At 35.9% G+C, this 19,205-nt stretch carries 21 protein-coding genes; 6 read left to right on the forward strand and 15 right to left on the reverse strand.

Translation table 11 applies throughout. The features are described from left to right. The first annotated feature begins 79 nt into the window (after positions 1–79). Both U8526_RS08850 and U8526_RS08855 read left to right on the forward strand, forming a co-directional pair. Positions 80–922, forward strand: a complete 843-nt coding sequence (locus U8526_RS08850) for a LysR family transcriptional regulator (protein ID WP_334341603.1) — start codon at positions 80–82, stop codon at positions 920–922. 121 nt (positions 923–1,043) lie between these two features. Beyond that, on the forward strand, positions 1,044–1,457 hold the full coding sequence (locus U8526_RS08855; protein ID WP_334341604.1) for an Lrp/AsnC family transcriptional regulator: 414 nt from the start codon (positions 1,044–1,046) through the stop codon (positions 1,455–1,457). Positions 1,458–1,479: 22 nt separating this feature from the next. Here U8526_RS08855 and U8526_RS08860 read toward each other — a convergent pair whose 3' ends face one another. The 3 genes from U8526_RS08860 to U8526_RS08870 all read right to left on the reverse strand — a co-directional run bounded on the left by U8526_RS08860 (position 1,480) and on the right by U8526_RS08870 (position 2,704). Next, a complete protein-coding gene (locus U8526_RS08860; protein WP_334341605.1) occupies positions 1,480–1,827 on the reverse strand; it encodes a type II toxin-antitoxin system PemK/MazF family toxin in 348 nt (115 codons plus the stop codon). Beyond that, on the reverse strand, positions 1,820–2,047 hold the full coding sequence (locus U8526_RS08865) for an antitoxin of toxin-antitoxin stability system (protein WP_334341606.1): 228 nt from the start codon (positions 2,045–2,047) through the stop codon (positions 1,820–1,822). Before U8526_RS08865 ends, U8526_RS08860 begins: the two co-directional genes overlap by 8 nt. A 150-nt stretch (positions 2,048–2,197) precedes the next feature. Next, positions 2,198–2,704: a DUF2798 domain-containing protein gene (locus U8526_RS08870; RefSeq protein ID WP_334341607.1), complete on the reverse strand. Its 507-nt coding sequence runs from the start codon at positions 2,702–2,704 to the stop codon at positions 2,198–2,200. Between the two features lie 209 nt (positions 2,705–2,913). Between U8526_RS08870 and U8526_RS08875 the strand changes: the two genes are divergently transcribed. Next, on the forward strand, positions 2,914–3,258 hold the full coding sequence (locus tag U8526_RS08875; protein WP_334341608.1) for a hypothetical protein: 345 nt from the start codon (positions 2,914–2,916) through the stop codon (positions 3,256–3,258). Between the two features lie 104 nt (positions 3,259–3,362). On the opposite strand, the gene U8526_RS08880 is transcribed toward U8526_RS08875, so the two are convergent. Then, positions 3,363–4,211 carry a LysR family transcriptional regulator gene (locus tag U8526_RS08880; RefSeq protein WP_334341609.1) on the reverse strand — a complete coding sequence of 283 codons (849 nt, stop codon included), beginning with the start codon at positions 4,209–4,211 and terminating at the stop codon, positions 3,363–3,365. 124 nt (positions 4,212–4,335) lie between these two features. Here U8526_RS08880 and gap point away from each other — a divergent pair, with 124 nt between their 5' ends. Then, on the forward strand, positions 4,336–5,364 hold the full coding sequence (gene gap / locus U8526_RS08885; RefSeq protein WP_334341610.1) for a type I glyceraldehyde-3-phosphate dehydrogenase: 1,029 nt from the start codon (positions 4,336–4,338) through the stop codon (positions 5,362–5,364). Positions 5,365–5,514: 150 nt separating this feature from the next. Here the strand turns inward: gap and U8526_RS08890 are convergent, their stop codons facing one another. From U8526_RS08890 to U8526_RS08900, 3 genes are all read right to left on the reverse strand, one after another. Continuing rightward, positions 5,515–5,691 carry a hypothetical protein gene (locus U8526_RS08890; RefSeq protein WP_334341611.1) on the reverse strand — a complete coding sequence of 59 codons (177 nt, stop codon included), beginning with the start codon at positions 5,689–5,691 and terminating at the stop codon, positions 5,515–5,517. Positions 5,692–5,879: 188 nt separating this feature from the next. Further along, entirely contained in the window at positions 5,880–6,527 is a 648-nt protein-coding gene (locus U8526_RS08895) for an NAD(P)H-binding protein (protein ID WP_334341612.1), read from the reverse strand. Positions 6,528–6,541: 14 nt separating this feature from the next. Beyond that, entirely contained in the window at positions 6,542–7,399 is an 858-nt protein-coding gene (locus U8526_RS08900; RefSeq protein WP_334341613.1) for an aldo/keto reductase, read from the reverse strand. Between the two features lie 118 nt (positions 7,400–7,517). Between U8526_RS08900 and U8526_RS08905 the strand changes: the two genes are divergently transcribed. Beyond that, positions 7,518–8,399: a LysR family transcriptional regulator gene (locus U8526_RS08905; protein ID WP_334341614.1), complete on the forward strand. Its 882-nt coding sequence runs from the start codon at positions 7,518–7,520 to the stop codon at positions 8,397–8,399. 43 nt (positions 8,400–8,442) lie between these two features. Here U8526_RS08905 and U8526_RS08910 read toward each other — a convergent pair whose 3' ends face one another. The 8 genes from U8526_RS08910 to U8526_RS08945 all read right to left on the reverse strand — a co-directional run bounded on the left by U8526_RS08910 (position 8,443) and on the right by U8526_RS08945 (position 16,012). After that, positions 8,443–9,426: a helix-turn-helix domain-containing protein gene (locus U8526_RS08910; protein ID WP_334341615.1), complete on the reverse strand. Its 984-nt coding sequence runs from the start codon at positions 9,424–9,426 to the stop codon at positions 8,443–8,445. An 11-nt stretch (positions 9,427–9,437) separates the two neighbouring features. Continuing rightward, on the reverse strand, positions 9,438–10,220 hold the full coding sequence (locus tag U8526_RS08915; RefSeq protein ID WP_334341616.1) for an SDR family NAD(P)-dependent oxidoreductase: 783 nt from the start codon (positions 10,218–10,220) through the stop codon (positions 9,438–9,440). Between the two features lie 198 nt (positions 10,221–10,418). Continuing rightward, the gene (locus U8526_RS08920) at positions 10,419–10,697 is read right to left on the reverse strand and encodes a helix-turn-helix domain-containing protein (protein ID WP_334341617.1); all 279 of its coding nucleotides are present in this window, start codon (positions 10,695–10,697) and stop codon (positions 10,419–10,421) included. Between the two features lie 83 nt (positions 10,698–10,780). Further along, positions 10,781–11,743, reverse strand: a complete 963-nt coding sequence (locus U8526_RS08925) for a zinc-binding alcohol dehydrogenase family protein (RefSeq protein WP_334341618.1) — start codon at positions 11,741–11,743, stop codon at positions 10,781–10,783. A 222-nt stretch (positions 11,744–11,965) separates the two neighbouring features. Next, positions 11,966–12,853 (reverse strand): alpha/beta hydrolase family protein, encoded by an 888-nt coding sequence (locus U8526_RS08930; RefSeq protein WP_334341619.1) that lies wholly within the window; start codon positions 12,851–12,853, stop codon positions 11,966–11,968. A 4-nt stretch (positions 12,854–12,857) separates the two neighbouring features. After that, a complete protein-coding gene (locus U8526_RS08935) occupies positions 12,858–13,361 on the reverse strand; it encodes a cyclophilin-like fold protein (RefSeq protein ID WP_334341620.1) in 504 nt (167 codons plus the stop codon). Positions 13,362–13,567: 206 nt separating this feature from the next. Further along, entirely contained in the window at positions 13,568–14,437 is an 870-nt protein-coding gene (locus U8526_RS08940) for an aldo/keto reductase (protein WP_334341621.1), read from the reverse strand. A gap of 114 nt (positions 14,438–14,551) precedes the next feature. Next, on the reverse strand, positions 14,552–16,012 hold the full coding sequence (locus U8526_RS08945) for a hypothetical protein (RefSeq protein WP_334341622.1): 1,461 nt from the start codon (positions 16,010–16,012) through the stop codon (positions 14,552–14,554). Between the two features lie 338 nt (positions 16,013–16,350). On the opposite strand from U8526_RS08945, the gene U8526_RS08950 reads away from it, so the two are divergent. Next, positions 16,351–19,104 carry a cation-translocating P-type ATPase gene (locus U8526_RS08950; RefSeq protein ID WP_334341623.1) on the forward strand — a complete coding sequence of 918 codons (2,754 nt, stop codon included), beginning with the start codon at positions 16,351–16,353 and terminating at the stop codon, positions 19,102–19,104. Positions 19,105–19,205 lie beyond the last annotated feature (101 nt).

The following is a 19,205-nucleotide window of genomic DNA, read 5'->3' on the forward strand; positions in this document are numbered from 1 at the left end:
TATATGGTCGTTTGGATATATAATAAACTATGATAATGAGAAACTATCCATACCAAAAATCATATACCAGAGGTTCAATATGAATACTAACACCTTACAAATGTTTATTACCATCGCCCAAAAGGGCAGTATTTCCGGTGCTGCTGAAGAGATGGGCTATGCACAATCCAACATTTCTGCCAAACTACGACAACTGGAATCTGATTTACACACGAAATTATTCTTCCGCACTAATCGTGGTATTACTTTGACCGATAGCGGTAAAGAATTCTATGCTAAAGCTATCAAGATTGTTAGTTTAACTGACGATGCCATCAATCAATTGCAACATCCCGAAGAGATCCATGGTAATTTAAGAATCGGCACTTTACAGACGGCGGCTTCGACTTTTCTGCCTCAAATACTATCCAATTTTCACCAACAAAATCCACGGGTAGAACTTTCAATCGAAACTGGAACTACTTTATTGAGTGCTAAAAGAGTCCTCAATTATGAATTGGATGGTGCTATTATCGGTGGTAAAGTCAGTGATCAAAAACTCGTCGCACTACCCTTAATGTCTGAAAAACTCTGTTTAGTGACCGCTAATACATCGGGAATCGACGTTGAAAATTCTTCTCTATTAGTTTTTCCCGTCGGTTGTGCTTATCGTAAAACTTTAGAAAGTTGGCTAGATTCAAAGCAGATCATGATTCATCATCCCATCGAATTTAATTACTTGAACGCTATTATCGCTAGTGTCAGTGCCGGTTTAGGTATCAGTCTCTTACCACAAAAAGTTGTCCAACCTTACTTAGATCAAGGGACCCTCAAGAAAGTCGAACTACCTGAACAATTCTCAACCTTGCCAATTTCTTTTATTTATCGAAAAGATTACATTATTACTCATTCGTTTAAACAATTTCTAGAGAATTTAAAATAGCAGCCACTGGATTTTTCCAATGACTGCTTTACTAACTCCAAGATAAAACACTATTTCTGTTATAAAAAAACATTATCGTATAATATACATTGAATCCTAAACACAGAAAGAATTGAATAAATTGGACAATACTGATCTAGAAATTTTAAAACACCTCAACCGTGACAGCCGTATTAAAAAGAATAAATTGGCCAAACTTGTCAATCTCACTCCACCACCCGTTTCCACTCGAATCGAGCAACTAGAAGATGAAAAAGTCATCAAGAAATATACCATTGAAGTTGATTTGGATAAAATGGGATACCATTTTCAAGTCTTCATCCAAACTAAAATGGATTTTCGCAGTAATAAGAAATATCTCGATTTCATTGAATCAAAACGAAATTTTATCCGTCATCACTACAAAATATCAGGACAAATGAATTATATGATTCACGGCGCATTTCATTCCAATTCTGAACTAGATGATTTTTTGACTGAACTAAATAAATATGCTAACTACCAAGTACTCAATGTTATTTCTGAATTGATTTGATTATTATCTTTTTCGAAAATATTTAATCAACAATATCTCTAACAATTCTAATAACATCAAAAAAAGTACTATCATCTAATTCACTAATTTTACTAATATTTCTCGACTGATAATCAAAAGTATGAAGTTGCAAAGGATTAATATATCCGTCAATTTCCGATATTCCAGCAAGAGGAATGAGTAAACCCGTTTTCTTTAATTGATTTTTCTTGGCGTGCGTTATTGGACAAACCAAAACCAATTTAGTTAATTCACTGTAACCACGATTACTGAGGACTAATGCTGGACGTCTCTTTTTAATTTCTTCTCCAGAAGATGGATCAAAATCTAACCACACTACATCTTGTCGCTCAGGAATATACTTAGTCAATTTCCTCTTCTCCCTTTGACTTATCGGTAAATTCTTCATGCTGTGTTAAGTCGTGTGTTTTAATGAACTTTTTATCTTTAAAAATATTATTCTTTTTCGGTGCAAATACGATAGAACCATGACGGCCCTGGAAAACATCGTATTCCCCATCTGTCGGTTTTATCCCTTGAGGAATGGTAAAAACTTTAGAGTTACCTACTTTTCTGGCTTTGACACTCATATTGTCACCTCCGTATATACGAAGTATATCTTTAAAACCGATTTTAAACAATCATTATGAATTATGATCACATATTCAAATTACGCAAAAAAATAGTCTTAGCACATTCAATCTTGAATACGCTAAGACTATTTTATACAGCTATAAAGTTTAAATTTCTTCTTCAGCTGCCTTTGTTTCTTCAACTTTAGCAACTGTCTTTTGCATCTTACCCAATACTCCACGAGCAATTGGTCCAACAATCAACAATTGTAGAGGTAAAGCAACGATCAAGTTAAAGATCCAAGTATGACCATAAGTAGCTAGAACATGACCTTGGGACAACTTACCTTCAACGGCAATTCCGAAAAATGACATCAAAGTTACCATACCAAGAACCATCAAAACTGAAATTGTGATACCGATCAAAACAGTATTTTTCTTCATATAATCATTAATAATATATTTGAAAGCTAATCCTTTAGCGATTGGTCCAACAATTAGTAGATCCAATACGATAGCGACACCCAAACCTAGTGGATAGGCGCTTAAAATTGCCATTGGCAACTCACTGCTGAGCCCCTGAGCCATGGCAACATTATATCCCGTCATTACTAGCACCATCAATCCGGCCATAATGGCTGTGAATACAATTTCTTCTTTTAAATTACGTGGCATATGCACACTCCTATATTTAATTACATATTTAACAACAGAATCCTAATATATCACGTTAAAAATTTCTTGATAAGTTACAATTGTGTTACAAATTAAATAAACCGCTTGCATTCCCGAGAATAGAATGACATTTGACAAAAACTGCAAACGAACTCAAAATAGCTTATACATAGACTTCACAAATAAAAAGAGAAAATGTAGGTATAACAATGGATAAACAAACTAAGTTTGTTAAATTATCGAATATTGGTTTAGATAACTTGGAACTTTATAAAAAAGTTGAAACTGGTTATCTAGATAATGTTTGTTACTTGTACACTAATAAGAACAGCAGCAGTACTTTCGTTGCCATGAACTCAACTGGAAAAGTTTTGGACTTCTACAAATTCCATACATCAATGGATAAAGATGACATCATGAAAAAAATCATGGAACTTTTCAGTGACGATGAAGTAACTGACTTTAAGAAAGCCTTTGAAGGTGTCAAAGAATTCAGTTTAACTGATAATATTGTCGTTGAATTACCATTTGATAATGGTGTTTTCGAAATATAATACGCAAAAAGCTGGGAATATATTATTCTCAGCTTTTTTCTACCCCATAATTAGCTATTCGAAGTCATTTACTAGTAAATGACTTTGAATAGCATTAAATGACATCAATTATTTTTAAGAATGTTAATGAATTCTTCAAATGGTTTATTGATCAAATAATCCTTGCGATAAATAAAACGTAATTGAATTTCCGAAAATTCTGTGGGTAATTCTGTCTTATACAATAAATGATTCTCAACAAATGAATCCGCAATTTTTTCGGGTACAATGGCAATTCCTAAACCCGCACACGCACTTGCCATAACAGCATCCAAATAGTTGAACTCAATGGCTTCATGCATGACTAAATTCTGTGATTTCAACCAATCATCAACAACATCCCGATAGACACAGCCAGTTTGAAAAACTAAAAATGGTGCTGTTTTTAAGTCTGGTAATTCCGGTGTAACAGAAACAATACAGAGTTTTTCTTTTGCTAAAGGAATAAAATTCAAAGCAGGATTCTCAATGTTTTCACCAATCACTGCCCCATTCAATTCATAATCCAAGACATGATCAATATTATCAGTTGGATTTCCTGTTTCGATTGTTAAACGAACTTTGGGAAAAGCTTGATGATATTGTGTCAAAATTGGTGGCAAATAAGTGGCCGATGCGGCCTGCAAGGTACCAATTTTGAGATCACCCTCAATTACTTTAGGATGTTGCAATTGGTTGATAGTATCTTCGGTCAAATTAACAATTTCGACAGCCTTTTTATAGAATTTATTACCATCGTCAGTCAAGATGACACCCCGATTTGTTCTATAAAACAATGAGGTTTCTAAATCTGCTTCCAATTGATGGACCCTAGCGGAAATATTAGATTGAGCATAACCCAACTGATCAGCAGCTCCAGAGATACTACCACTCTGGGCAATGGCAATAATCATCTTAAAAGTATCTATATTCATAATTAACTCCTTGGATATCACTTTTTCATATATCTAATTTCTCATTCTCGTAGTTTATTATATATCAAATACCCCATATACTGTACTTGTAAGTTAAGAGAAAGACAACGAGGAGGAATTAATTATGACAACAAAAATTGGTATTAACGGATTTGGACGTATTGGTCGTCTAGCTTTTAGAAGAATCGCTGAACTTCAAGATCAAGGTAAAACAGATTTGGAAGTTGTTGCTATTAACGATTTAACATCACCACATATGTTGGCTCACTTGTTAAAATATGATACAGCTCATGGTAACTTTAAAATTGATTCCATCAGTAATGAAGACAACGCTATTATTTACAATAACAAACGTATTCCCGTTTACGCCGAAAAAGATGCCCGTGATTTGAAGTGGGTCGCAAACGACGGTGTCGATATCGTTCTTGAGTGTACTGGCTTCTATACTTCAACTGAAAAGGCCCAAGCTCATCTCGATGCTGGTGCCAAACGTGTTATGATTTCTGCCCCATCAGGTCAAATGCCTACTATCGTTTACGGCGTTAACGAAGATACTTTGACAAACGATGTCAGAATTGCCTCTGTTGGTTCATGTACAACTAACTGTATTGCCCTACTAGCCAATGCTGTGAACAAGGAGTTTGACATCAAAGCAGGTTCCATGACAACTGTTCACGCTTATACAGCAACACAAATGTTGCAAGATGGTCCAGAACGTAACGGTAATGTCCGTGCTGCTCGTGCCGCTGCTGAAAATATCATCCCCCATTCAACTGGTGCAGCTAAAGCCCTAGGATTAGTTATTCCCGATTTAAACGGTAAATTGGATGGCCATGCTCAACGTGTACCAACAATCACTGGTTCAGTTACTGAATTGGTAACAACTTTGGGTAAAGAAGTTACTGTTGATCAAGTTAATGAAGCCGTTAAGAAATATACTGATGGCAGTCAATCATTTGGATACAATGATGACGAAATTGTTTCATCAGATGTTATCGGAACAAGCTTTGGTTCAATCTTTGATCCAACTCAAACACAAGTTGTTGGTTCAGGTTCAGGACAATTAGTTAAAACAGTTGCTTGGTATGACAACGAATCTGGCTTCACTGCTCAAATGATTCGTTCACTTGAAAAATATGCTAGTTTGAAATAAATCCAGCCAATTACAAACCTGAATATTGAGAAGAATTGATTGATATCATTTAGTATTTCGTGCTACTATTTATCTATAAACGAGGGCATTAAAAAAGACTGAAGACGGCAATCTTCAGTCCCAAAAATCTTAATGTCATCGCCTACTATGTTATGAAAACAAATATTCCTTTGGGCTAGACATCGCAAGTGTCTGGCCCTTTTTCATATCTATTTCTTTGTTTCCTCGATCAATAGCAATATGATTACTAAGATCAAGAATACAATGGACAGATAATCCAAAGTTAACTCCTATAATTAGACTAGGATACGATGCAAAAAAATCCATTTGCAACACCTCCAGTATTAAGAATAGGCGAAGGGAACACACTAAGTTTTTGTATTTTTATTGTACTATTTTGATAAATTTACAGATAGAATTGTACAGTCTTTGTAATAAATTTTAAACAATTACTAAAAAAGAAGCTAAGAAATTCCTCAAAATAGGAGATTTTAGCTTCTTTTTCTACTTCAATTCTAATAAACTGGTCGATCTTCACCTTGTGTATCAGCATCGGCGATACCAACAGAATCATTCTTCAAATATTCTGGATCAGCGATGATCTTAACAATAACATCTGCCATACTTTGACGAGAACCTGAAACGCCAACATATTGGTCATTTCTATGAGTAATCGTGTACTTAACTTCGTTACGGTCATTCAACCATGGGAAACGCAAAGTAGTATAAGTTAGGCCAGATTCTGACAATAATTTGTCAGCGTTGATAGCGGCAGCCAAACCACTTTGAACCATTTCATCATTCCAACGACCAAATTCACCAGGAACTTCATGATAAAGTCCTAACAAACTTGATTCGATGATACGGTCAACACCATTTTCCTTCATCGATTTGATTACATTTTTAGTAATTACGTTATCTTTAGTGTGGTCAACCATTGCGATATAAACCACGTCTTGGCCCTTCATAACTGCATTGACCGCATCATAGTTAGTAATATCACCATCAACGACAGTTACATTTTTATTGTCAGCCAAATCAGCTAACCGTTGACTGTTACGTAAAAATAAAGTCAACTCTGCATCTGGTTGTTCTTTCAATAAACGTTGTTCGACGATACGGGCAATTTGTCCATTAGCACCTAAAATTAATACTTTTGTCATTTTTATTTTCCTCATTATTTTAATTTAGCTAAACTTGAACCAAAGATTTGTTCAATCGTAACTGGATCACGGTGATCAAAGAATTGACTCTCACCTTTATCCAAATTAGCCATAGTTTTCATTTCATCAGCAGTTAATTCAAAGTCAAAGATATCGATATTTTCTTTGATTCTATTAGCGTGAACTGACTTAGGAATCACAACGATTCCACGTTGCAATAACCATCTTAAGATCACTTGTCCATTTGATTTACCATACTTTTGGGCGATTTGGGCAATTGCTTCATTAGTGAAGATGTCATGCTTACCTTCAGCGAATGGTGCCCAAGCTTCAACCGCAATATCTTCTCTTTGGGCAAAGTCGACTTCTGAGTTTTGTTGATACCAAGGGTTAACTTCAATTTGGTTCACAACTGGTTTGATTTCAGTTGTCAATTCCAAGTTCTTCAATTGATCAGCGTAAAAGTTTGAAACACCGATAGCACGAATTTTGCCAGCTTTATAGGCTTCTTCCAAAGCTCTCCAAGCGCCAATTGTGTCGCCATATGGTTGGTGTAAAAGATACATATCAATATAATCCACGCCTAAATTATTCAAAGAAGTTTCGATACCCTTCTTAGCTCTGTCATAGGTAAAATCTGACACCCATAATTTTGAAGTGATGAATAACTCCTTGCGGTCGACGCCACTTTCCTTGATAGCTTCACCAACGGCTGTTTCATTTTGATAAGCAGCTGCCGTATCGATCAAACGATAACCCGCATTGATTGCATCTAAAACCGCTTGCTTACATTGTTCTAAGTCTGTTACTTGAAAAACACCAAATCCTAATTGTGGCATTTCAATTCCATTATTTAATTTAACTTTTTGCATTATTTTCTACCTCGCTGTTATTAACTTTATGAATACATTCTAAGATCTTAATAGTCTTTTGAAAATTACTAGATAGATATGCTAGTATACACGTAACGTATGCTACGAGGTGAATCCCATGATTGAAAATTATCTACTTGAAGAATTAGTAACATTTAAAAAATACGGAACTTTGGCGGCCACAGCTGAACACTTGATGGTCACCCAACCCACTGTCACACGAGGAATGCAAAAGCTGGAGGACGAATTAGCTGTTCAAATTTTTGATCGACAACCTAATAAAATTTCTCTCACTAAGGCTGGCGAACTGGCCGCTAAAGAGGCACAAAAGGTTATCGACCAAAATAACCGTTTTATTGAAACCGTACAAAAATACGACTATAACCACCGAAATATCCGTGTCGGTGCAGTTGCTCCAGGGCCTTTGATATTATTACGTCATCTGAAAAAATCTAAGTTGGCTCAGGAAAAAATTGATATTAATGATACCTTGTTGAATCCTAAAGACGTAACTAGAGAACTGCTGGATCACAATTACTCTTTTGTACTAACTAATCAGGAAATCATGACTGATGATATTGAGTCACGCTTTATTGGCACGGAAAAACTTACCGTTAATTTAAATCAGTTTACTCTTCTAGCTAACAAAAAATCCGTTTCTTTCAAGGACCTCAAGGGTCTGAGCTTTATTGTTATCGCTGATATTGGCATTTGGAAAGATATCACTGAAAAACAGATTCCTAATGCTAAATTTTTATATCAAGATCAGCAAGAAGCTTTTCGTGAAATTACTAAATATTCTGATTTCCCCTACTTCACGACTAATATTTCTAAAATTGACCGTAAACTGGAAATGGAAGGCCATGATCAGGTCAACGTTCCCATTAGTGATGATACTGCCAAAGTTGATTTTTATGCTGCTTATTTAAAGAATCAAAAAAAGAATATCAATCTTATTTTGCAAGCTATGAATGAGGCTTGGAACGAATATTTGGATTAATATACACAAAGGCCCTCGGATTCACTCCGAGGGCCTTTCTATATTAATTAAGCTTACTTCTGTATTCCTTAAGACTCATTCCCGTCCAAATTGGGAACGCACGTAAGAATGAATTCACTTCTAAATAACCTAAAAGATAAGCAATTTCATCCGATGATAGTTCCGTATTTTTTAAATAACTCTTGGCTAACATTTCACGAACACTATTGAGTTGTTGCTGAAAGCTTGTCTTCTCTTCTTTTAATTTACGTTGTAGCGTTCTTTTGCTGACGTTTAATTTGCCAGCAACGTCATCAGCTGAACTTATACCAGCTGGCAATGCGTCAACTAAGACACTGCGAACCTGTGCACCAAACGAATCATCGACATCCAATTCTGAAAGTCGCCGTTTTAATTCTGGAGTCAAATAACTACGAAGTGCTCCGTTATCAGTTAAAAATGGTAAATTTAAATCTTCGCTCCGGAAAGTAATACTATTATTTTTTCCAGCTATCGGTTTAATAGCAAAATTATCTACAAAGATTTTATCAAATTCAGAGAATGTCGAAATAATCTTCAAAGGCACAATCTTATGTTCAGTTGCCTTGGATAACAAATTGATTAGAAAAATGAATTCTGCTTCAACATAAAATTTCGACTCAATTTCCAAATCATTAAGTGACTTCAATTCAACGGTTACCTCGTCACTGATTGAAGAAATACGATATAAAATTGGACCGATCAACTGTTTATATTGAGATAGACGTTCGATACATTTGAGTCCATTCTCACTACAATATGCGGCCAAAATTGGCGCAGAAAATTTTTCTATACCATCATATGTTGCCAGATTGAATAAGACTTTTTCGTCCGGAGACTGACTCTCAATTGCATTCATTAAAGCGTAGTATTCAGATTCAGTCAGTTTTATTTGTTCACGTGTAAAAAGATTTTCTGGTAAACGGGCAGCTTTCAACACTTTTCCGATATTAAAACTATTCTGCTTTAAAAGCTGATTATATTGACCATCCACAATAAATTGTTTCATAAATATTCACCTTAATTTGCATTTGATTGTTGATTTGCTACAAATCCCATAATAGCCTTCTTTGGCATCATTGGCATTAGCCCAACAAAAGGACGTTGAACCGGTGACAAACCAGCGAAGACATTCAATTTTCCAGCCATCATCCCTTTATGAGCTTTCTTTGCTACATCAACGGGACTTGCCCCATGAGCAAACATTTTAGTTTGAGTTAATCCACCAGCCTTGGCAAAACCAGTTTCGATTGCTCCTGGCATTAATGTAGTTACAGTTACACCGGTATCTTTAACTTCGTAGGCGATTGCGTTGCTTAATGAAGTTACATAAGCCTTAGTTGCATAGTATTCGGCTTGTAGTGGGCCAGGAATTAAAGCTGCCGACGATGACACGTTCAGAACTTTTCCTGAACCCCTTCTAACAAATTCTGGAATAAAGAGTTTCATTAACTTAGTTGGTACCATCATATTAACATTCATCATCGAAATATCTTGAGTCATTGTTCTCTCAATGAATGAGCCCTGACCACCTAAACCAGCATTATTAATAAGATAATCAATCTCTATATTCATTTTTTTAACTTGTTCATAAATTTTTTCTGCCGCCTCTGAATCGGAAAAATCAGCTGTAATTGTTTCAACTTCAACGGAATACTTACTTTTTATCTCCATTTCTAAAGATAAAAGCTTTTCCGAGTTACGCCCCACTAATACCAAATTATTATTTTTAGCTGCAAACAATTTTACAAATTCATTTCCTAAACCACCAGTAGCACCTGTAATCAAAGCTGTTTTTGTCATTATGAAATCCTCCAAGATATTGTTTTCGTATTTGTTATTTAACTTGTGAACACAGTATAACGGGATATTCATGACATCTGAACATCAAACAATGCCAGATAATTATCAAAAGACGACATTTAATTAATATAAAAAAACTCCTCTCAAACATATATTCATCAATATGAAAATACATTTAGAAGGAGTTTTTTCTTTTTATTAGTGTTTAGTTAAGTCGGTTTTCGGAACGATTTGCATATGAATTTCTAATCCCAACCCATGTGCGTAACGATTCAGTGTTGCTAAAGATGGTGTTGACTCCATTCGTTCAATTTTTGCCAACTGTGGCTGCTTCATACCTATTTTTTCTGCCAATTCACGTTGAGTTAGTCCCTGATTGATTCTTTCAGCTTGTAAATGACTCAGAGTATCAATTATCGTTAACTCATCTTTGGAAATAGTTGTAACATTCTTTTTAAAATCTTTCCATTCAGTCATATATCATCCTTTTTTGATAACAAATTTGGATGTCATATCTGAATGAATAAAACCGAACTTTCTTGTTGTGGAGGACGGCAATTTTATGATTCACGAGTTACTTTAATAACTCCACGTGGTGTAGAAGGTGCGGCCCAAGCTGCCTTAATATCTGATAGATCATAAGTAACAGTTGGGATTGACATATCCACTTCTTGCGCAATTTTGAAAATGTTATCCACGGCCTTTAATGTTTGTTCATTAGTAATGCTACCAGCACCACTACCTAACAATTCCATAGACGTGAAACGCAATAATGTTGCTGGAATTGGCAATTCGATTTGACCACCAGCAAGACCGACGTTAACAAATTTGGCAGGATAAAAGCTGTTGAATTTTGACACAGCACTCATAATTGAAATGGCACTGTCACCCCATAGGTAATCCAAAACTACATCGATACCATCGACAACATCATCTTTTAAAGCATCTTGAAACTTCTCGATACCATCATCAGCTGTCATATCAAAGGCAATTACTTCATCGGCGCCAACTTTACTTAATTTTTCCAAATTACGACCTGTCGCTATGATTTTTCCGGCACGCAAATATCGAGCAACTTTCACAGCCAAACTTCCAGCAGTACTAGTTGCTCCATTGATCAAAACTGTTTGTCCGGGAACAAAATGTGCTCGATCCATCAAGGCAGTCCAAGATGACATCCCAGGATTAGCAATTGTTGCGGCCAATTCGTCACTTACTCCATCAGGAACAATTGTCATATTTTTATAATTAACGATTGTCTCTTCAGCTAAGGAACCGAACGGTGAAGTTGGTGAGACAAAATAAACTCTTTCGCCATCAATCTTAGTACCGATTCCATCCATTCCAGCTACAAATGGATAAACTTGACCAGGAATAAATTGTCCTGAAGCACGTTGGCGTGTCATCATCGTCAATGAAACACTATTAACTGCCAACAGTAGATTATCTCCATCAGCAACTGGATTTGCAAAATCATCATAGACTGGGGCAATGCCTTTACTATTAATAACTGCAGCTTTCATACTGATACCTTCTTTCATTTCAAACTAGTTTTATAACAAAAAAGTATCATCATCATGTTTAAACATCAATTAATTGGATTACCCTTTCCTTCAAAAAAAGCCCACTATCATGCAGAATTTACCCCGAATATTCGGGATAGTTTCTCGATAGTGAGCTTTTTAAATTATTAAATGACAATTTGAATATTTTAATTAATCATTTGAGCAAATACTTCAATAGCTTCAAAAATTTTGATTTCTTACAAATTTATCAAGATCTTTTAGTGCCAATTTCAAATCTTTGCCATAAAAACCATGGCCAGCATCCTTTAATATTATAAAATCAGCATTTTTAAAATTATGCGCTGCTTGTCTAGAATACTTAATGGGAACAATATCATCATTATTCCCATGAACGATTAGAACAGGCCCCTTATATTTAGTAGCCGTCTTAGTTATATCCATATCCAACAAATTTCTATAATAATTGCTACCAACCGTGAATCCCATCAAATTATATGTTTTAGGCACCTGATCGAATGAACTATATTGTTCTTGAGCGTCATGCGTAATTGAAAATGCAGGATACATTAGAGCTAATCCTTTAATATCTTGTGGATGATTTGATGCGGTCAAAGCCGAAACGACGCCCCCTTGACTACCACCAACTAAAAGGACCTGATGTTCTAATGTATCATCTCTTTTTTGCAATGCCTCTTTCACAGCCAACAAATCTTGTTCCTCTGTAATGATTGACATTTGTGTTTGCTTTACACCAGTACTTTGACCATCATAACTTCCACCGGGAAAATCAAATGAATATGCTAAATATCCCTGATTAGCTAAATTTTTTGCATAACTTTCTAGTTCTTGATAATTGCCTCCCAGGCCATGAGAAACAATGGCAATCGGCATTTTCTTAGGGTGATCTTTAGCTGTATATATATGACCGTAAATATCCTCACCCTTATATTTCACATGCCAGACTCGATCATTAACAGATTTAGTTTTAACATTCGTAACCTTACCCGCAGATGGTCCATTACCATTTTCACTAATAGATTTTTTATTACATCCCACAGTCATCAATAGCACTCCTAATAACAAGACATTCATAATTATTCTCTTCATAGAATCAATCCTTAGAAATTGTAATTTTGACGTTATTACCCATATTTTTAATTACATCTTGATAATTAGTAGAATCAAACTTACCAATAATGTGAATTCCTTCATAGTACTCTTCCGTTCCCCAATAAAAGACAATTCTTTGATCTGGGGACCAATAACCAATTGATCCTTTAGTTCCAGTATGTCCACTAGGCATACCTTTAGTTGGCAAACCATGATTTAAATCAGCAATTTTCTCTGGCAAGCCTGCATAATCCCTAAAACTCAAAGTAGTTGGTAATTCTTTAGCAAAAGCTTTAGCCGCACTAGAATTATTTAAATGAGCTTTTAGTCTTGTACCATTAATTGAAACTATAATTTTCATATTAGTCCTTGGTTCAGATGTCGTTACTCGGCCAATTCTATTTTTTGAATCAGCTTGACTAGATGTCTGTTCTCCTTTCTGACCACAGCCTATCAATAATATCAATGCAGCTACAATGAGTAGAGTACCTTTGAAAAGTTTCATCTTTTATCCCACCATTTTCTGAAATTATCTATATGATAGAATCAAATATTTATTATGTCTAATACTTATATTCTATAGATAATCATTACTTTCAGTAATACAAGAAATGGTTACCCACAGTCTGATTGAAATCATCAGTGTGGATAACCATTAAACTTTAAATCCTTATTTTGTAGAAGCATTACTCATAATTTAGAAAAACTTACCTAATCATTTGCATGAACATCGAAAGCGTTCAACAACATTTCTTCAACGCCATCGTCATCAGGATTGTGCATTCCTTTACCATTACGATCCAAATTACGGATAGCATCCATTTCATCTGAAGTTAAAGCAAAGTCAAAGATTTCTTTGTTCGACTTGATACGTGCCTCATGAACAGACTTAGGAAAGACGATCACGCCTTCTTGATGCTCGAAACGAAGGATAATTTGACCAACATCCTTGCCATACTTTTTAGCCAAATCATTCAATAATGGTTCCGCAAATAAATCTTTACTACCTTGGCCTAGTGGTGCCCAAGCTTCAAGCGTTACGTGTGCTTCAGCCATGATCTTACGCAATTCTTTTTGTTGGAAATAAGGATTGTATTCAATTTGGTTAACGCTTGGCATAGTAGAAAAGTTTGGTACCCATTTGTTCCAAATCTTAGGTGTCATGTTAGAAACACCGATTGAACGAATCTTGCCAGCTGCTTTAGCTTCTTCCATAGCCTTCCAAGCTTCATCAACTTTGCCGTATGGTTGGTGAATCAAATAAAGATCCATGTAGTCCAAACCTAATTTTTGAAGTGAAAGATCAATAGCTTTCTTAGCGTCTTCATAGGCAAAATCTTGGAGCCAAAGTTTTGAGGTAACCCAGATTTGATCACGGTCAATACCGCTATCTTTAATAGCCTTACCAACTTCTTGTTCGTTGAAATAAGCCACAGCTGTATCAATGTGACGATAACCCAATTTCAAAGCATCACTAACTGCTTTGTAAGTTGAACCATCTGCAGGAATTTGGAAAGTACCGAAACCGAAAGATGGAATTTCTGTACCGTCGTTTAATTTAAAGTTTGTAATGTCTGTCATATAATTGAACCTCTCTTTTAATGGATCATTTCTTAATCAATGACATTAGTATAAGGCCCAATCTTGAATAAAAAAATTACTAAAATGACATGGTAGTATACAAAAGATGTATACTCACTTTTTGTCGCGATTTTTACGACCACGAGCTTCGTCTAGTGAAACAACTTTTCCTTGAATAACAGAATTTATTTCTTTGGCATTCTTGGAAGAAAGAACTTTTCTATCTTTTAAAAACATCATCAATGACTCTAATAGTCTAACCGTTCGATCGTATTGTTCCTTAGTCTGATTCTCTTTTAACCAACTACTGAATTCTTGCCATGTGGCGATTGTCCATTCATCTGGTGCTTGTAAATGTTGTGCGTATAAGACATCGATCATCTGACTGATTGAAAGTACTACGACAGACACACTAATTTCAACGGGCAAAACATATTTATCTCGTTTCAAAGCTAATTCGGTTCCGTAATCAACGCCCAATTCGTGTACATGAATTGCTGTAGCTTGATTCCATTTTTTACCATCTAATTCTGGTAAATGGGGTGAATTTAAAAACTTTCGTTGAGGATCAGGATCAAAATCTTTAGCCAGTTCTTCTACATTGCCGATATCTTTAGTTTTCTTTGAATCATTATCCAACTTTCTTAGGTAACTCACGCCACCTTGCTTATTAATATCGGTAATAAAATCTCTTACCGATTTTTCATCACTGATATCAATCCCACTTTCAAGCATCTTCACCGCTAATAACTTGGCATCCCCAAAATTGTTACTGTCCTTGGACAATTCAATCATTTCAGCTTCAGATGCTTTCAAAAAACGTTGATAATCAGCTGCTCGCTTTTTATTAAGCCATCCTTGATCAACAACATAATCCAATAGACCTGACAATGCTGGCACAATATGAGCGTATTCATCGGCTTCAAAATTAACATTTTTAATAAAGTAAGATGTCAAAACTCCGTGAATAGCTTTTTTTGTCCAACTCTTAGGAGTTTTACGGTACTGGTTATAAGCCGTATCGGTCAAAGCTGCCATTGCCATTCTCAAGATTGACTCATCGACACCTTTTTGACGTTTTTCCCAGGCTGAACTCTCAACATAGGCATCAACCCAATCGTCAGTATATTCTGAAATATCGTTTGCTACATACTCCAACCACTGAGGTAAATTGGGATCGTCATATTCGTGATACTCTTCGGGTCCTAAAAGTGAATCCATTTGATCATCGTATTCGGAAAACACTCTATCTAATTCTTGAGAACTCAAGGGTATCTTCTTCGTATCGGACAAAAAGCCTATAAAGGATTGAATAACTTCTAAGAAGACTAACAAGGTATCGACATCACGTTCATCCCCGTCTTTAACAGCTTCTTCAGTAACACCCATCAGCACATCAAAAATCAAGCCGCCATCCCACTTGGTAATGTCCGGATATCCCGTTTCTTCCATCATTTTGTAGAATCCACCGACAATATTTTTAATCATTTCTGGATCGTAATCGGATATAGAAGCGTATTTAAAACTCTTTGAGAATTCCGTTGTTAGTTGATCGATATCAATTTTTTCAGCCATAATGTTTCTCCTAATCAGTATGAATTCTAATAACTTAATCATACCTACTCATTCACAAAATTCCTAATTGTTTATCTAGATTCAAACTAAAAAATATTCTCTATACAACCTATCTATAACTAATATTTTTTCTTTAAGTACCTATGATGGCAACAATAACTTCACAATAAATATCCTATTAATAATATGTCTAAACAGGATTATAGAATTATCACAAGGCCACTGCTATAATCGCTCACATAAATGGATTCCAATTTGAAACAACACAATCTTTCACAAATAGAATTCTTTTATGAACATAGCCTTTATTCACTTTGATGATGGAGGGAATTAACCTTATGAAACAATTTTATGAACAAACTAAAGACGAAGTTCTAAAACAATTATCAGTCAATGAGAATACGGGTTTAACTGACGAGCAAGTTAAGCAGAGTCGTGAAAAATATGGTGAGAACAAGTTACCTGAAAAAGAGAATGATCCTTATTGGAAAATTTTTCTAAGGAGTTTCAAAGAGCCAATTGTTATCGTCTTACTCGGTGCAGTCATTCTATCTCTTGCAAGCTCTGTCTATGCTTTTCAAGCTCAAGGAGACGCGGAACATGGTATGGAATCACTCTATGAGGCCATATCCATTTTGATTTTGATCATCATTAATGCACTCTTAGGTTTTTGGCAAGAAGTTAATGCCCAAAAGAGTCTGAACGCTTTGAGACAAATGAATGATCGTTTCGTTTCCGCCTTTCGTAATAGTGAATGGCGACAAATTCCGACCAATCAAGTTGTTGTTGGTGACCTACTTCAAGTCAAAATCGGTGATTTCGTTGAAGCTGATGTTCGTTGGATAACAACCGATGAACTTCAAGTCAACGAATCACACCTTACTGGTGAATCCGATGCCGTTTCAAAAAACACTAAAGTCATTGATAAAGATGTTGGTATCGCCGACCGGGTTAACATGGGATATTCCGGTTCCACTGTCGTTAATGGACAAGGTGTCGGCATCGTTGTCGGCATTGGTACAAATACTGAACTTGGTAATATTGCCGACCTTATTTCATCAGTTGAAGAAAAACCTTCTCCTTTACAAAATACAATCAGTAGGTTAACCAGAATCCTAATGTACTTCTCTGGTGTTATCGTTATTCTTACTTTAGTTATTGGTATCCTCAGAGCCGGCGAATTGAGTGTTGAATCAATTACCAATATCCTATCCACTTCGATTGCGTTGGCAGTATCCTCTATACCAGATGCTTTACCCGCCGTTTTGTCTATCGTTTTAACCATTGGAGCCGCTCAAATGGCCAAGAACAAAGGTTTGATCAAATCTCTAAAAAGTGTGGAAACACTGGGCAGTACTTCTTACATTTGTTCCGATAAAACCGGTACATTAACACAAAACAAAATGACTGCCACCAGACTTTATGATGGTCAATATACTTATAACGTTTCTGGATCTGGTTACTCCACAACTGGAAAAATTGAAACTGAAGATGGTATCGAAGCCAAACCTTCCACTTTCCTAGAAGGTGCCGTCCTCTGTAATGAGTCAGTTATCAGAGAAGAGGACGGTCAAGTGGTTCCTTTTGGTAATCCAACTGATATAGCTTTAAATGTCTTAGGTAAAAAAGCTGGTTTAACCAAAGATGAATTATTAAAAACTAATACTATAACTAGAACTTTCCCATTTACTAGTCAACGAAAAATGATGAGTGTTGTCGTTAAAAACGATGATGGTTACCGAATTTATACTAAAGGAGCTCCTGATGTCCTTTTAAGCAACTGTAGTAATATTCTATTGAACAATGTGCAAGTTACCACTCAAGAAGCACTATCCAAATTTTTAGGTATTATCGACAACTTTGCCAATGACGCTTTAAGAACCATTTCCGTTGGTTACCGCGAACTTACTGAAGATGAAGCGAAAAATGGTACCCTCGAAAGTCTTGAAACCAACTTATCACTTGTCGGAGTTGCTGGTATTATGGATCCTCCACGTCCTGGAGTTAATGAATCCGTCAATACTCTTCATGATGCTGGAGTTTCCGTCGTTATGATTACTGGTGACCATGCCAATACCGCGCGTGCCATTGCCTACAACCTAGGTATCGTTGATTCAAAAAATGCCAAAGTAGTTAGTGGTAGCGATATTGAAAAGATGACCGATGATGAACTTTATCAAACAGTTGTTAATACTAACGTTTATGCCCGTGTCGCTCCAGAACACAAACAGCGAATCGTCAAGCAACTACAAAAACACAAGCAAGTCGTCGCTATGACTGGTGATGGTATCAATGATGCCCCTGCTTTGAGAGCAGCCGATATTGGTATCGCCATGGGTATTAATGGTACCGACGTTACAAAAGATTCTGCCGATTTAATTTTGCTAGATGATCAATTTACAACTATCGAAAAAGCTGTTCAAAGTGGTAGAACTGTTTATGCTAATATTAAAAACTTCATGCGCCACGAATTGATCACCAATGTGGCCGAAATTTTGAGTCTATTCTTAGGTTTACTATTCTTCAATAGCAGAGTTGGAAATGTTCCCGCTGAGACACCAACTCTAACCGCCTTAATGGTTCTTTGGATCAATATGATCAGTGATTCAGTACCTTCATTTGCTCTAGGTTATGACGTTGCCGAAGCCGATATTATGAAAGAAAAGCCTCGTGATCCTAACGAATCAATCTTGGCCAATTACACTTGGTCACGTGTTCTAATCAGAGGTAGTGCCATGGGGCTTCTCGTTTATCTCAGTTTCATCTGGTCAGCTAGATCCGGCATGAGTGTTAACGAAACACAAACAGTTGCCTTCTTGACCTTAGCATTCGGACAGTTATGGCAAGTCTTTGATGCACGTAGTTCCTACACCTTATTCAGAAGAAATCCTTTTGAAAATCATAGATTGTTGTTAGCTGTAGCATTTGCCGCTGTCACTTCCATTCTTGTTACCTTAATTCCACTCTTCCACGTAGTTATGGGTACAGCTACCTTACCAGGATGGATCTATCCAGTAGTTATCTTTGTTCCCGCATTGCCAACCTTGATTCTCTCCGCTTTAAAGGAACTTTTCAAAATTAAAATTTGGTGAAAAAAAAGAAGACCTACAGGCCTTCTTTTTTTTCACTTTTTCAACATATTTAATTTCTAGCCTAGTTCCAGTAGCATCAGCAATTTCATTCAAAATATCCA

The organism is Companilactobacillus sp. HBUAS56275 (genome assembly GCF_036913655.1).
In the GTDB taxonomy this organism is placed as follows: Bacteria; Bacillota; Bacilli; order Lactobacillales; family Lactobacillaceae; genus Companilactobacillus; species Companilactobacillus pullicola.